Annotated in this window: 16 protein-coding genes and 1 riboswitch; of the genes, 4 read left to right on the top strand and 12 right to left on the bottom strand. The window is 57.6% G+C overall.

From position 1 onward, the window contains the following. Window positions 1-33: 33 nt before the first annotated feature. Window positions 34-750 carry an Rv1157c family protein gene (locus ACXZ66_RS05760; protein WP_458750936.1) on the top strand — a complete coding sequence of 239 codons (717 nt, stop codon included), beginning with the start codon at window positions 34-36 and terminating at the stop codon, window positions 748-750. A 2-nt stretch (window positions 751-752) separates the two neighbouring features. Next, on the top strand, window positions 753-1,301 hold the full coding sequence (locus tag ACXZ66_RS05755; protein WP_458750935.1) for a DUF402 domain-containing protein: 549 nt from the start codon (window positions 753-755) through the stop codon (window positions 1,299-1,301). Between the two features lie 18 nt (window positions 1,302-1,319). On the opposite strand, the gene ACXZ66_RS05750 is transcribed toward ACXZ66_RS05755, so the two are convergent. Beyond that, complete coding sequence (locus tag ACXZ66_RS05750; protein ID WP_458750934.1) at window positions 1,320-1,724, bottom strand: DUF1304 family protein; 405 nt, start codon at window positions 1,722-1,724, stop codon at window positions 1,320-1,322. 171 nt (window positions 1,725-1,895) lie between these two features. Between ACXZ66_RS05750 and ACXZ66_RS05745 the strand changes: the two genes are divergently transcribed. Beyond that, window positions 1,896-2,345: an SRPBCC family protein gene (locus ACXZ66_RS05745; protein ID WP_458750933.1), complete on the top strand. Its 450-nt coding sequence runs from the start codon at window positions 1,896-1,898 to the stop codon at window positions 2,343-2,345. A gap of 72 nt (window positions 2,346-2,417) precedes the next feature. Here the strand turns inward: ACXZ66_RS05745 and ACXZ66_RS05740 are convergent, their stop codons facing one another. The 10 genes from ACXZ66_RS05740 to ACXZ66_RS05695 all read right to left on the bottom strand — a co-directional run bounded on the left by ACXZ66_RS05740 (window position 2,418) and on the right by ACXZ66_RS05695 (window position 12,500). Continuing rightward, window positions 2,418-4,106: an ABC transporter ATP-binding protein gene (locus tag ACXZ66_RS05740; RefSeq protein WP_458750932.1), complete on the bottom strand. Its 1,689-nt coding sequence runs from the start codon at window positions 4,104-4,106 to the stop codon at window positions 2,418-2,420. Next, on the bottom strand, window positions 4,103-5,128 hold the full coding sequence (locus ACXZ66_RS05735) for an ABC transporter permease (RefSeq protein WP_458750931.1): 1,026 nt from the start codon (window positions 5,126-5,128) through the stop codon (window positions 4,103-4,105). The genes ACXZ66_RS05740 and ACXZ66_RS05735 overlap by 4 nt, the downstream gene beginning before the upstream one ends. Next, window positions 5,121-6,047 (bottom strand): ABC transporter permease, encoded by a 927-nt coding sequence (locus tag ACXZ66_RS05730; protein ID WP_458750930.1) that lies wholly within the window; start codon window positions 6,045-6,047, stop codon window positions 5,121-5,123. Before ACXZ66_RS05730 ends, ACXZ66_RS05735 begins: the two co-directional genes overlap by 8 nt. Window positions 6,048-6,172: 125 nt before the next feature. Beyond that, window positions 6,173-7,771, bottom strand: coding sequence for a peptide ABC transporter substrate-binding protein (locus ACXZ66_RS05725; RefSeq protein WP_458750929.1), 1,599 nt, complete (start codon window positions 7,769-7,771; stop codon window positions 6,173-6,175). 185 nt (window positions 7,772-7,956) lie between these two features. Then, window positions 7,957-8,448, bottom strand: a complete 492-nt coding sequence (locus ACXZ66_RS05720; RefSeq protein ID WP_458750928.1) for a hypothetical protein — start codon at window positions 8,446-8,448, stop codon at window positions 7,957-7,959. A 12-nt stretch (window positions 8,449-8,460) separates the two neighbouring features. Next, a complete protein-coding gene (locus tag ACXZ66_RS05715) occupies window positions 8,461-9,219 on the bottom strand; it encodes an energy-coupling factor transporter transmembrane component T family protein (RefSeq protein WP_458750927.1) in 759 nt (252 codons plus the stop codon). Next, window positions 9,216-10,532: an ABC transporter ATP-binding protein gene (locus tag ACXZ66_RS05710; protein WP_458750926.1), complete on the bottom strand. Its 1,317-nt coding sequence runs from the start codon at window positions 10,530-10,532 to the stop codon at window positions 9,216-9,218. Before ACXZ66_RS05710 ends, ACXZ66_RS05715 begins: the two co-directional genes overlap by 4 nt. Next, window positions 10,529-11,107: an ECF transporter S component gene (locus ACXZ66_RS05705; protein ID WP_458750925.1), complete on the bottom strand. Its 579-nt coding sequence runs from the start codon at window positions 11,105-11,107 to the stop codon at window positions 10,529-10,531. Before ACXZ66_RS05705 ends, ACXZ66_RS05710 begins: the two co-directional genes overlap by 4 nt. Beyond that, a riboswitch (TPP riboswitch) is annotated at window positions 11,103-11,215 on the bottom strand. Its footprint overlaps the gene before it by 5 nt. A gap of 20 nt (window positions 11,216-11,235) precedes the next feature. Beyond that, window positions 11,236-11,601 carry a DUF2218 domain-containing protein gene (locus ACXZ66_RS05700; RefSeq protein ID WP_458750924.1) on the bottom strand — a complete coding sequence of 122 codons (366 nt, stop codon included), beginning with the start codon at window positions 11,599-11,601 and terminating at the stop codon, window positions 11,236-11,238. An 11-nt stretch (window positions 11,602-11,612) separates the two neighbouring features. Then, the gene (locus ACXZ66_RS05695; protein ID WP_458750923.1) at window positions 11,613-12,500 is read right to left on the bottom strand and encodes a 2-dehydropantoate 2-reductase; all 888 of its coding nucleotides are present in this window, start codon (window positions 12,498-12,500) and stop codon (window positions 11,613-11,615) included. Window positions 12,501-12,590: 90 nt separating this feature from the next. Between ACXZ66_RS05695 and ACXZ66_RS05690 the strand changes: the two genes are divergently transcribed. Continuing rightward, window positions 12,591-13,526 carry a DUF808 domain-containing protein gene (locus ACXZ66_RS05690; protein ID WP_458750922.1) on the top strand — a complete coding sequence of 312 codons (936 nt, stop codon included), beginning with the start codon at window positions 12,591-12,593 and terminating at the stop codon, window positions 13,524-13,526. A gap of 6 nt (window positions 13,527-13,532) precedes the next feature. Here the strand turns inward: ACXZ66_RS05690 and zupT are convergent, their stop codons facing one another. Continuing rightward, the gene (zupT, locus tag ACXZ66_RS05685) at window positions 13,533-14,339 is read right to left on the bottom strand and encodes a zinc transporter ZupT (protein WP_458750921.1); all 807 of its coding nucleotides are present in this window, start codon (window positions 14,337-14,339) and stop codon (window positions 13,533-13,535) included. Between the last annotated feature and the right edge of the window lie 8 nt (window positions 14,340-14,347).

Here is a 14,347-nt window from a genome sequence, read left to right as displayed (position 1 = left end):
ATTCTCAAGCCGAACTCGTAAGGACCAGTTCACGTGCGTTTTTCCTCAAAATTCCGCCGTACAGCCATCACCGCAATCGCGGCCGTCATCGCGATGGCAGGTCTCCTGGCACAACCTGCTTCCGCTTCAGAATCGACTCCGGCAACCAATCCAATTGATGCCAGCTCTAATGTGATGTCGAGCTACATCGATGAACTCGGCCGCCCGACCGATTACACCGTTGGAAAGGTCAACGAATTCGCAAGTCAGCCGTGGGTTCCCGACGATGTTGAGAACATGCTGCGCGCAGGTGTCTCCTTCTTCGCGGGCACCGACGGTGAGCTTGGTGGCCCCGAATTACCCACTGACGCGCCACACTTCACACAGTTCTATTGGCCAACGGTTTCCAGCAACTGCATCGGCGAGGGGCTACATTCCACTGCCAGCGCACTAGCTGTTCCGGGTCCTGCCGAGAACATTGCACCCGCTCCCCAGGCCGGTCAGACGACTTTCGTCTTCACCGCGCTGGGCACTCCCCCAGCTGCTGAAGCCCAGGGCGGAATGAACGTGTACTGGTTCAACGTTAATAATCTTCGTGCCGGTGTAACGCCATTAGATAACAATGGGATAAACAAAACAGGACCGGCAACTTTGTCCGGCTTGGCTGATACAGGCTCCGGCACCGTCATTGCAGTAGTCAATGGCAGCGTCAAAACCGAAACAAATACTTGTTCTTTTGCACCAACGGCTGCACTAATTAACGTGAGGTAAAAATGAGCGTTGACCTTCACCCCGTGAAGCAGGAAACCTTTGATACCACCGCGAAGACCAACACGGACCCGAAGGGGTTCCTTCGCCAAGTCGACACCTTCCGTATCACCGATTTCGGGCTCTACATGGCCCGCGGTGCAAATCACCAGAGCTTCGGCTACCTGGAAAGCTGGCTTTTGCCGAAGTTGAACCTACGCGCGAACATCTTCCACTTCCGCGAGGGCAAACAGCCAGAAAACTATCCGGACCAGGAGTTCTACTTCGACGTTGCCGAGATCAACGTGAACGGCTGCGTGTGGTCCACCCGCGACCTTTACGTAGACCTTATTTCCACAACCGGCGAGCCAATCGGTGTTGAGGACATTGATGAACTCGCGGCTGCGACCTCCGCTGGCCTGATTACCGCGGAGACCGCTGAGCGCGCGATTGAGACGACCTTGGCCGTGGTCGAGGGAATCACGCGTCACAACGACGACGCAATGGCGTGGCTTCGCGCCCAGGACATCAACCTGACCTGGGCCGAGAGCGTGAAACTGACCCCTGCTGCCTAGGACATTAAACCTAGGACATTAAACGAACGCCATCGCGGCAAGAGTAACTGCCGGTGGTACTGCTTGCGAGAAGGCTCCGGAGATGTTGTCTCCCTTTTTGTTCCCGTAGCCCAGACGATCGCCGATAAACAGGACGATTCCGCAGAGCAACAGGACGAGCGAGATATAGGCAACTAGCGTCTTGCCCACGACCTCATACCCCATCGCCCACATGATGACGCCCGCAAAGAGTCCGAGGCCAAGGAAGAGATTGTAGAAGCCCAATCCAAATGTCCAGAGTCGAATGGCCGGTACGTCGGATGCGCGGACTGAGAATATCTTGTCACGGACAAAGGGTTTGTCAATAAATAGTGACTCCCACGTGAACACGACCACGTGGATGAGCCCAGTGATCAGGGCAAAGATCCAAACGACGATGAGCATGGAAAACACCACGTTTCGCACTTCGGCGCGGGCGACTATTTCGTCTGCGTTTCTTTAAGAATATGCCCCTATTTGATACATAATCAATACTTTTAAACACAGGTCAAAGGCACTAAAATAGGGAGTAATAGTGCTTGACTCCCTGCTCCATCCCCTAGAGAGCTCACTGCCATGATCCGCCTCGACAAAACCGTCATCATCCATCGTCCACCGCGCGAAGTGTTCGAGTTCGTATCCGACCTCACCCATTCCCCACTCTGGCAGGCTGATCTGCAAAAGGTCACCCGGATAGGCAACGCGCCGCTTCAAGTGGGCACGGTCCACGAGTTCAGCCGTAGGTTTGCCGGTCGCATGCTCACCTCGCGTAACACCTTCGTCGAATTCGTGCAGGGCAAGCACGTGAAGTTCGTCATGGATAAGAGCGTGGGCACTGGGTGGGCCTCCTACTCAGTCAGGGAGATCGCACCCGATTCCACCGAGCTTCGGTCGGTGCTGGAATTGAAATTACTTGGGGCGACGCGCTTGGCAGAGCCATTGCTCAGTCGCAGCCTGGAGCGCGCTTCCGTCCGCCAATTCGCCTCATTGAAAGCCCTTCTCGAGGCCGTCGATGTTCCGGGCTAACTCCACCACGAAAACCAGAAAACGGCCACGTTGAAAAATCAACGCGGCCATTCGTCGTAAAGCGATAGAGCTTTAGTCCTCGAGTTCGAACCCAAGCTCTTCGCCCGTACCCAGCTCAATGTTGAGGCCGGGAACAGAATTGATCAGATTCTTTGTGTAGTCCTCCTGTGGGGAATCAAAGATCTGATTCGCAGAGCCTTGTTCGACGATCGCACCTTGCTTCATCACCACGATGTCGTCGGCAGTCTGTCGGACCACGGCCAAGTCGTGCGTAATAAAGAGGTAGGACAGCTTGTGCTCTTCCTGCATTTCTGCAAGCAGACGGATGATCTGGTTTTGCACCAACACGTCCAGAGCGGACACCGCCTCATCGAGTACGAGGACTTCCGGGCTCAACGCCATGGCACGCGCGATTGCGATGCGTTGACGCTGGCCACCGGACAACTCGTTGGGATAGCGGCGCATGGCGGAACGCGGCATTTGGACCATGTCGAGCAGCTCAGCCACACGATTCTCGCGTGCCTTCCGGTCCCCGATTTTGTGCAACTTCAGCGGTTCCTCGATACAGCGGTAAATCGAGAACATGGGATCCAGCGAACCATAAGGGTTTTGGAACACCACTTGGACATTGCGGCGCATTTCAAAGAGTTCGCGGCGGCTCAGCTTCGAGGTATCGCGACCCTCGTACACAACGGTGCCACTTGTTGGTTGCAGCAGGTTAAGCACCATATTCGCGACGGTTGACTTGCCCGAACCTGACTCTCCCACCAATGCGAGTGTGCTGCCTCGTCGTAAATCGAAGCTCACGTCATCGACCGCGCGGAAGTTCTTCTTGTCGCCGCGAGCACCGCGCACATTGAACTCCTTGACCAGGTCGCGGACCTCAATAACGTTGTCGTTGGTGGCCACGTTTGTGGTGACGCGCTCTTCCGATTTCAGGCCCTGGTCGTGCGCTGACTGAATGCGTGCCGACGCCAGCGAAGGCGCTGCCTTGACCAGTCGCTTCGTGTAAGGGTGCTGTGGACTGCGCAGAATCTGCAGGCTGGGGCCCTTTTCCACGATGCGGCCACGGTGCATGACCACCACGAAGTCGGCGCGCTCGGCAGCGAGGCCAAGATCGTGCGTAATCAACAGCACGGCGGTACCCAACTCGCTGGTGAGCCCATCGAGGTGGTCCAGGATCTTCTTCTGCACGGTCACATCGAGTGCGGAGGTCGGCTCGTCGGCAATGAGCAGCTTCGGCCGGGCCGCCAGGCCAATCGCAATTAGCGCGCGCTGGCGCATGCCACCGGAGAACTCGTGCGGGTATTGCTTCGCACGACGCTCGGCATCGGGCAGGCCCGCCTCCTCCAAGAGCTCGACCACGCGAGTGTGCATTTCGGAACCCTTGACCACGTTGTTTGCGCGCAGCGACTCCTCCACCTGAGTGCCAATGCGCCACACGGGGTTCAAGTTACTCATGGGGTCCTGCGGAACCAGACCGATATGGGAGCCACGGTATTTTTGCCAGCCCTTATTGTCCAGGTGGACCAGTTCTTCGCCCTCGAGCTTGATCGAACCATTGGTGACCTTGCCCGTGCCGGGAAGCAGCCCAAGCATGCTCATCGCGGCCGTGGACTTTCCGGAACCGGATTCACCCACAATTGCAACCGACTGGCCTGGATAAATGGTCAGGTCGAAATCGCGGACGGCCTCGACGGTACCCGTCGACGATTCAAAGGTGATCTTGAGGTTCTCAACCTCCAATAGCGGTTGATTCATCGTTTCCTCGCCTTCGGATCAAGCGCGTCGCGAACGACATCGCCCATCATGATAAAGCCCAATACGGTCAGCGCCAGGGCGATAGCCGGGTAGAACAGGACCATCGGTTGAGTGCGTAGCGACGATTGCGCTGCCGAAATGTCGCCGCCCCAGGACACAATAGTGCTGGGCAAACCGATGCCTAAGAAGGACAAAGTCGCCTCGGCAACAATGAACGTACCCAGCGCAACAGTGGCGTAAACAATGATGGGTGCAGCAGCATTCGGCAGGATGTGGCTGGTAAGGATCCGCAGATCCGAGGAACCTAGCGCCTTCGCAGAGGTTACGTACTCCTCGTTCTTCACACTCATCACGGCGCCGCGGGTAATTCTGGCGATATTTGTCCAGCCGAAGATGGACAGTGCGATCACCACGGTCCAGATTGTGCGCTGATCCTTAAACATCTGCATCACAACGATGGCAGCAAGAACCAGTGGCACCGCGAAAAAGATGTCGGTGAGTCGAGACAGCAGAGTGTCCCAGATTCCGCCGAAATATCCTGCGATCGAGCCGATGAGTGTGCCAATGATGGTGACCGTAATCGTGGTCATCACGCCGACGACAACGGAAGCCCGGGCACCATAAATCACGCGCGAGTAAATATCGCAGCCCTGGCGGTCGAATCCGAAGGGGTGTCCGGATTGCGGACCGTCGAGGGAACTTCCCAGCACGCAATAACGCGGATCGGTGGAGGTAAAGAGCTGCGGGAATGCCGCCAACATTAAAGCCACCAAAATCAGTACTGCCGCAATCCAGAACATCGGGCGTTTACGCAGGTTGTGCCAGGCCTCGCCCCATTGGGAACGTGGCGCGGAATCGTCGGCAACAGCGTCGACAGCGCCGAGGCCCTCTTCGTCGGTTGCTGCAATGTAGTACTGCTGCCCGATCCGGGTCCGGGCATCATGAATGCTTGTCGGGGGAATTTCTGCCGGAGGAATCTGGGGAATCTGGTCCGGGGACGGTTGTTCATGTGTATTAGTCATAGCGAATCCTCGGATCGAGCACCGCATAAACCAGGTCAACGATCAGGTTTGCGATGATATATACAACAACCAGCACGGTGGTAAATGACACAACTGTTGCTGGTTCGCCCTTCAAGATGGCCTGGTAAATCGCACCACCGACACCATTGATGCCGAAGATGCCTTCTGTGACGATCGCGCCGCCCATCAGGGCACCAAGGTCGGCGCCTAAGAAGGTCACCACGGGGATCATGGAGTTGCGCAGCACATGACGGTTCATCACCTGGCCATTACTCAAGCCCTTCGCGCGGGCGGTGCGCACATAATCGGCAGTCAAGTTTTCACTGACGGACTGCCTGGTCAAGCGCAAAACGTAAGCAAAGGAGAGCGCGCCAAGCACCACCGCCGGCATGAGCAGCGAGGTGAATGAAACGTTTCTGCCCACCGTGACAGGTAAGAGCCCCCATTGCACACCGACAACGTACTGCAACACGAAGCCGATCACGAAGGATGGGATCGCGATGACAACAAGGGAGAGCACGAGCACAGTGGAATCAAAGATTCCGCCGCGGCGCACACCCGCGATGACACCGAAAGTGATACCGAAAATCGCCTCGAAGGCCAGGGCCATCAACGCCAACTGAATCGTGACGGGGAATGCATCAGCCATGACTTTGGAGACCGGCTGACCCGAGAATGTCGTACCGAAATCAAAGGTGAAAATCCCCTTGAGGTAGAGCAGATATTGAATTATGAATGGCTGGTCGAGATTATATTCCGCTTCAATGCGGGCACGAGCGGCTTCAGTTAATCCGCGGTCACCGCCAAGGGCCGCGACGGGGTCGCCGGGCATTAAGAAAACTAGTGAGTAGAGCAACAAGGTTGCACCAAAGAACACAGGGATCATTTGGAGCAGGCGTCGCCCGATGTAGCGCAGCATGGATGCAGCGCTCCTTCCTATTCGAGCCTTGGGCACCAATCAAACGGCACAATGCAAAAATGCAGATGCCACGGCACCTTGGTGGTGCCGTGACTCAGGCCGGATTGTCTGCCTTCGTTGTTGCCTTACTTCTTCGTGATGTTGTAGTAGACAGGCACTGACTTCCAGGAGAAGACGACGTTGTCGACGTTCTCGGAGTAGCCACCGGTCACATTTGCGTACCACAATGGGGTCGCTGGAAGGTCCTGGAGCAAGATCTCTTGTGCCTGGTTGTACAGCGGTGTTGCCGCTTCTGCATCGGCGGCTGCTGCAGCTTCGCTCAGAAGCCTGTCGAACTCAGGGTTGGAGTAATCGCCGTCATTGGAGCCTGCACCGGTGCCATAAAGTGGGCCGAGGAAGTTACCCAGCGATGGGTAGTCAGCCTGCCAGCCAGTGCGGAATGCGCCGTCGATCGTGCGGTTGGTGACCTCGTCGCGAAGCGACTTGAAGTCTGGGTACGCATCGCCGACTGCTTCGATGCCGAGCGTGTTGCGGATAGAGTTGACCACCGCGTCGACCCATGCCTGGTGCCCGCCGTCAGCGTTGTAGGACAGCTTGAACTCGCCGGTGTAAGGAGAGATCGCGTCGGCCTCAGCCCAGAGCTGCTTCGCCAGTTCTGGGTCGTACTTCAGTACGTCGGCACCGGCGAGGGTGTCGGAGTGACCTGGGATTACGGGAGAGGTGAAGTCGGTCGCAGGGGTGCGGGTGCCACCGAAGATGGTTTCGGTGATGGCATCGCGGTCGATGGCATGAGAGATTGCTTGACGACGAAGCTTGCCTTCCTCACCGCCGAAGTGTGGAATTCGCTCCGGAATGGTGAACGACTGGAAGACTGCGGAAGGTTGGTTGATCGCGCGATCTCCCAGCTCGGTCTCGAAGGTGGCGAACGCGGAATCAGGGATCTGGTCGGTGACATCGAGGTTGCCTGCCAAAAGATCCGCGTAAGCTGCATCGTCTTGGGCATAGAACACGAAGGTCACGCCATCGTTTTGTGGCTTGCGCTCGCCGGAGTACTCCTCGCTGGGCACGATCGTGGCATCTTGGTTGTGGTTCCATGCGGACAGCGTGTACGGGCCGTTACCGATTGGCTTCTCGCCGAAGGCGGCCAGATCATCAAATGCAGAGTCGTGCAATGGGTAAAACGCTGAATAACCCAGGCGGGTTGTGAAGTCTGCCTCTGGCTGGTTCAGCTCGATGGTGAAGGTCTTGTCGTCGACAATCTTTAGGCCTTCCATCTCCGCCTTGCCCTCTTCGTAGCCCAGGATTGGCTCGAAGAAGTAGGAAGAAAGCATGGCATCTTCAACGGCCTTGTTCCAGGCGCGGACAAAGTTCTCAGACTTAATTGGGCTGCCGTCGGAGAAAGTAATGCCGTCCTTCAAGGTGACCCTATAGGTCTTCTCGCCCTCGAGGTCGATGGACTGTGCCATCTCATTGTGAATCTCTCCATCGGCGTCGTAATAGACAAGACCGGAATAGATGAGGTCAACGATATTGCCGCCACCAACCTCGTTGGTGTTGGCCGGAATCAGTGGGTTTTGTGGCTCCGTGCCTTTAGCGGTGATGTAATTGTCGCCGCCAGAGGAACTACCGGATGCGTCCGATCCGCCATTCGAGCTTGAACAAGAAACGGTTGCGAAGGCCACCGCTCCAACCGTGAGGAGGGCAAGACTTTTCTTGAGGGACACTGTTGGTCTCCTTTTTCTGTGTAATGGGAAACAACACCTCACAAGGATGTTTGTGAGTTGTATTACAAAGAATTGAATCACAGAGTCTCAGGGAAAAACCAGAAATCAGTAATTTTGCACAGTTAACTACATAGTTAACCCGCTGTTCACAAAAGTTAACGGGGGTGAAGCCGCTGTCTCTTTAGTTACCCCCTACCGTTCCACTGCAGGACAACATCGGCAGTTACAGGGGGTTCCGATGCATAAAGTTCGCGCTCCTGCTCGGCCCACATGTCCCAGAATTCGACATAACCCGGATCCCGCTTCAACGCCCGATCTTTGCGCAGCTCATAAGGAGCAGTGATGCGCACGGTCAGCACGTCGCCTAGACGCTGAGCCGCGGCCAGAGAGCCATGAGTCAGCGCGCCGACTCCTTCGACGATCAGATCCTGATCAGGATTGATCTCCACCCACTCGCCGGGTTGGTCCTTTTCCCAGTCCCACCGGACATATCCAGGCGCAATCGGATTAAGCACCGAAGTGGTCACCATTTCAGCCGCCTGCCTGAGGCCGGACCATCCGGGATAGAAATCATCCAGGTGGACCAGCGGAATTCCCGTTTCTTCGGCCACTTTGTTAGCAAAGGTGGTCTTTCCGGATCCAGAGGGGCCATCGATCAAGATGGTGACGTTGCGCATGGAGATTGCTTTCTAGAGAGAGCCTAAGAATTGGAAGTTGCCTGTGTACACAGCGATCCCCAGGGCTAGGGCCGCACCGAGACCGCAGAGCACCATGAACACCCAGTCTCTCGGATAAAGCCTCGACTCCCTCGCCCAGGTGCGGGTATTGCTGCGGGCAAATCCGCGTGCCTCCATCGCCGTGGCAAGTTTCGAGGCTCTCCGCAGCGACATCACCAACAGGCCAAAAGCAATGGTGAACCAATATTTCAGCCGTCCCGTGTCGGCGAGTCCACGCGAACGCCGCGACCTGCGCATCGCCTCGACGTCGTCGCGAAGCAATCCCATCATCCGGATCGCGGCGACCGTTCCGAGGACGAATTTCGATGGGAGTTTTAGGATCTGCGAGAGTCCGTCGCCGAGGTCAGTCGGGTCGACATCGGCGGAGAGCACCACGATGGGCAGCCCCACCGCGATGACGCGCAGGGCAATCGCAACAGCGAGCTCGAGGGAGTTATCCGTGATCTGCAGGAGCCAGAATTGAAAATGGACCTCTCCCCCGGGCCTGCCGTATAGCGCCATGGGGATTGCAGCCAGAGGTGCGGCAAAGAAGATCGGCCACCCGCGCCGGAGCAGTCGTGGGTAGCTAACGCCGAGCAGCGGGGCGGCGAGAACCGTGATCACGATGGCCACCGTCGCCGAGACCCAATCCAGGGTCAGCAGGAGCGGGGTGGTGAAAAGCAGCACGCCGATCAGGCGGCTGACAGGGTTGATGTTGGAGATAAGATTCACGTCAGCACGATCCTGTGATCGCCCAGCGAGGCCACGAAGTTCTTGTCATGGGTAATGGACAAGACCGTGACCCCAGTGGTGGTTAACTCCCGGATCAGATGCACGAGCTCGACATAGGTCCGGGAATCCTGGCCGAATGTTGGCTCGTCGAGAACTACGAAAGCCGGGGCGTTCACCAGTGCGGTTGCCACCGACAGGCGTCGTTTTTCGCCGCCCGACAAGGTAAACGGGTTGGCTTCCAAAAGATGCCCGAGCCGCAGCCTGGCCACCAATTCGTCGATACGCTCGCTCGACGCACCCGAGATGGCCAGCTCATCGGCGACGGTGCGCGCGACAAACTGATGCTCTGGGTTTTGGAAGACGTAGCCGATGCGCTGGGAAAGGTCCTTTGAACGCCACTCATGTGGAGGTTTGTGTAACCCCTGTCGCACGCCCTCGGCTAGCTCAAGGCTGCCTCCCTGTGGCTTCGCTAGGCCAGCAAGAACGGTGGCAAGGGTGGTCTTCCCCGTCCCGTTCGCGCCGAGTAGCACGCTCGAATGGCCTTCGGGCAGCTCGAGTGTGCGCGGTGGTCCCCAATCGGTAAGCAACTCGTCGGCCTTGACCAGCCACGGAGCGCCGACTGCAGGTCGCGGCGGCGGAAGTTGTGGCGGTCCGGGTAGATCGGCGGGCTCAATCTGTCGCATGCCGGAGCTATCCAGGCGAAAGAGCGTATCGACGAGGCCCAGCCACGGCTCGGGGTTATGCTCCACGACGAGAAGCGTTGCCCCTGTGAGCGCGCAGACCTCGGTGACTGCAGCGATGATGGATTCTGCGCCCCCCGGGTCCAAGTTGGCGGTGGGCTCATCGAGCACGATGATGTCTGCGCCCATCGCCAGCACGCCGGCGAGCGCGAGGCGCTGCTTCTGCCCACCCGACAGGTGCGAAGTCGGGTGATTCAGTGGCACGTCCAACCCGACCATGGCCAGGGCTTTTTCCACGCGTGGCCAGATCTCCTCGCGAGGCAGTCCAAGATTCTCGCAGCCAAAGGCGACATCGTCGCCGACGCGACCGGAGATGACTTGGGAATCGGGATCTTGCAGCACCATACCTACGGAGCCATTGACAGTGAGGCTACCTGTGCGGGTGCCCTCTTCGTCGTCGACAAGCAAGCCTGCGATCACACCGAGCAACGTCGACTTTCCGGCACCGGAATCGCCGGTGAGGAGGACTTTTTCTCCGCGTTCAATCTCAAACGAGACGCCGCTGAAGGCGGGCTCGCGCCGAACCGTGTGATGGTAGGACAGGTCGGTCGCCGAAATGGCGGGTGAGGTCATCGAGTCCTGCCTGCAGCGAAACGATCAAGCGCGCCAGTCTGCGCCAGAGCCTTGACTAAATAGTGTCCGAGCAGGCCTGCAAGCAGCGCACCAGAGATGATTAGCGAGCCTAGGTAGATCATGTTGAACTCGATGGACTTTGCCAGGTTTGCGCTGGTAAACAGCTCGAGGACGAAGGCGCCAAGCGCCGCGCCCACACCGGAGAGCATAGCTACGGGCAGGGTGAACTTCTTATAAGCGAAAGCCAGGAAGACCAGCTCTGCGCCGAGGCCTTGGACAATGCCCGAGTAGAGTGTTTCCACTCCCCATTGGCTGCCCAAAATGGCCGAGACCGAGGCGGCAACGACCTCCACAAAGATGGCGGCACCTGGTTTGCGGATGATGAGGCCGCCCAGCACACCGCCGAGGAACCACACGCCGGCGAAGAGGCCACCGAAACCGGGTGTCAGGGCATCAAGCGCGGTAAAACCGGCGTATCCAATCGAGTTCCACAGCCAAAAAATGAGGCCACAGGCCACACCGAGAACTGCAGCGGTGACAATATCAATAACGCGCCATTGCATGCGAGAACGCATAAAATTGCTTCCTTCCTAGCGCCGGTACTAACCGGATCAGGTTCAACGGTTCGCCAGCTTTCCTGGCATCTCAGCCCCGACTTCTGCAGGGCACCCGTGGGTACGCGATTAAGTTAAGCAAACATAAATTACTTTTCCAAGTCCGCCGACGTGAAGTGCGCGGAACCATGACCACCGGAGCGGGCCCAGTTCACTTCAAGCTCATCCTTGGTGCCAAAACGGATCAGGTGCACTGCAACAACGCGTTCGAGGCGCTCAACAGCTCCTGCTTCACCATCGATCGAAAGCATGAGTACTCCGTCGCCCGCAATCATGTCGCAGGTGGTTGCGGGGAGATCCTGGCCCTCAGGCGACGGGAATGTAAGATGCCCACGGTTGGTGTCTGCATCCCAATTGGCGGAAATCTTCTTGCCAAAATGCGATGCCAATTGCTTTCCGTAGCGACCTGGCCGATCAGTCTTAACACGGGCCGTAGATGTGAAAGTAGCGCTCATAGGCGGACAGCTTACTCCAATTTCCTTAAAAGAAGTTTCAGGATCAGCTCATGCATGGGAGCTTGGACATTGCCGCGTTCCGCCTCACGCACAATCGCGCCGACTTGGGCATCGAGCTCGCCGACGATTCCGACTTCCAGATCACGCTGCATCGACGTGGTGGAATCGGCTGGCATGCGATCTGCGAAATCCATCGTACGATCCACAACATCGCTGCTCAGGGGCACTCCCCTCGCCCGACCCGCGGAGGCGACCTCCTGCATGAGAGCACTTAACGACGATCGCCAGAAACCGCGCAGCTGCCCCAGGGGCTCGTCGACAAGCGATCCTAGTGCCCCGCAACACGCGACGAACATTGCTTTCTCCCACACATCGACGAAGATGTCTGTGCGCACGATGCAGTCAATGCCTGCGGACTGCAACGCGTCTGCGAATTCATCAAGGACCTGCGACTTACTGCCATCCCAGGTGCCGGTGGTAAACGAGCACGGCCCACCGTGAAATTCGACCTGCGCCGGGCCCGTGTGATGGAAGTAGCCTCGGACAACGCCAGGCAGAGTGCGCCCTGTGCCCACGACCTGGGCGACTTCGTGGGCGGACTCAACAGAGTTCTGCGTGACCGCAACGAGTGCCTCTTGCGGGGCGCCCTCAAGCACCTCCGCGAGGTTTTGCCCGGTGGCCTTCATCGCCAGGATGATCACGTCAACATGCTCGACCTCGCTGATGTGGCCGACTGCTTCGACTTTGATTGGGTCCTCATTATTGAGCACGATGCCACGGCTTCGCAGTGCCTCAAGCGTCTTACCGCGCGCCACCGCGACAACCTCGTGGCCACTTTTCGCCAAACTGCCGGCGTACCAGGCCCCAACCGCACCAACACCAATACAGGCAATTTTCATGTTTTCTATCCTACGTCGCATTCTAAAGGCACCATCCACAGGTAAACTTTTTAGCGTTCCCGCTTTCGACCGCACGAAAGGTAGACAAACATGGCCGGTGGCTTGCTTGCGCTTCTCGACGATATTGCCCTCATCGCCAAAAAGGCCGCCGCAACGATGGATGACGTTGCCGCGCTAACCGCAAAGACCTCCGCAAAGGCCGCGGGTGTGGTGATCGACGACGCGGCCGTGACACCTCAATACGTTGCCGATGCTAGTCCAGCACGCGAACTTCCCATGATCTGGCGGATCACCAAGGGGTCCTTCTTCAACAAGCTGATCATTGTTTTGCCGATTGCTTTGCTACTCTCGGAGTTCGCGCCGTGGGCACTCACCCCAATCCTCATGCTCGGTGGCACCTATCTATGTTACGAAGGTGCCCACAAGATCTACGAACAGCTCACTCGCGACAGCCACGAGGCCGAGGAGAAGGCAGCCAATAAAACACCTGAGGACGAGGACAGTCTGGTCCGTTCCGCCATCACCACAGACCTGATCTTGTCTGCAGAGATCATGGTGATTTCCCTCAATGAGATCGCGGATCAGACTTTCTGGATGCGCGCCCTGGTCCTCGCGCTGGTCGGTATTGGCATCACGGTCCTTGTCTACGGTGCCGTAGCACTACTCGTGAAAATGGACGACATCGGTCTTAGTTTGATCAAGAGCGGACGTGCCCCGAAGCTCGGAACTGCCCTGGTCAAGGGCATGCCGGTCGTGCTGAGCATTATCGGAGTGATCGGTACCATCGCCATGCTCTGGGTCGGCGGGCACATTATGATTGTTGGCTTCGAAGAATTCGGCTGGACCTGGCTATACGACACCATCCACGGTTGGGAAACTGCAGTAAGCAACAGTTTCTTGGCATGGCTGATTAATACCGCGGGTTCCTTAGTTGTAGGCCTGATCTGGGGCTTTGTCATCGTGGGTCTTCTCGCTCTGTTTAAGGCCCTGACACCGAAGACTCCTAAAGCTCAGGTTTCTAGCTAGTTTCCGCTACAGCATGAGTGCCAATGAGACCGCCATGACCGCCATGCCAGCAACCACTCCGTAGGTCGACGCGTGGTTTTCGCCCGTAGACACGGCGGTTGGAATCAGCTCGTCAAGTGAGACGAACACCATGATTCCCGCAACCGCACAAAAGGCGATGCCCATCGTTGCCGGCCCCATGATCGGCATCAGGATAAGGTAACCGATCAGCGCACCTAGTGGTTCTGCCAACCCAGAAAGAGTCGCCCAGCCCCACGCCTTCCACCTGGAACCGGTAGCCTCGCGCAGAGGGACCGCAACCGCGATGCCCTCCGGAATGTTGTGAATAGCAATGGCCACTACGATCGGCACTGCCATGACTGGGTCTTCCAGCGCTGCGACAAAGGTGGCGAAACCTTCTGGGAAGTTGTGCAGCGCAAGCGCCAATGCAGTAAGTACACCCGCCTTCATCATGCGGGTCCGGCGTGCATCAATGTGTTCGGGACGCACCGAATCGGGCTCGTGGGGATTGATTTCCTCTGGAACAAACTTGTCGATGAGTCCGATTAATGCGATTCCGCCGAAAAAGGCTGCGATGCCAATCCAAGCGGCGGGGCGCTCCCCGTATTCTTCTCCAAGGTCTGCGATCCCCTTTGGCAGGATTTCCACCAGGGAAACATAGACCATTACACCGGCGGAAAATCCAAGCGCCGCCGCCATAAACCGATCGGTGGGATTGCGCTTCATCACCCCGATGGCTCCTCCGATACCGGTGGCCAAACCGGCCAACAGGGTCATCCCGAAGGCCAAGAGAACGGTCGAGGTATCGTACATCGCCTCCC

Source organism: Corynebacterium sp. S7, assembly GCF_054401105.1.
This window is presented reverse-complemented; position numbering and strand designations above follow the sequence as displayed.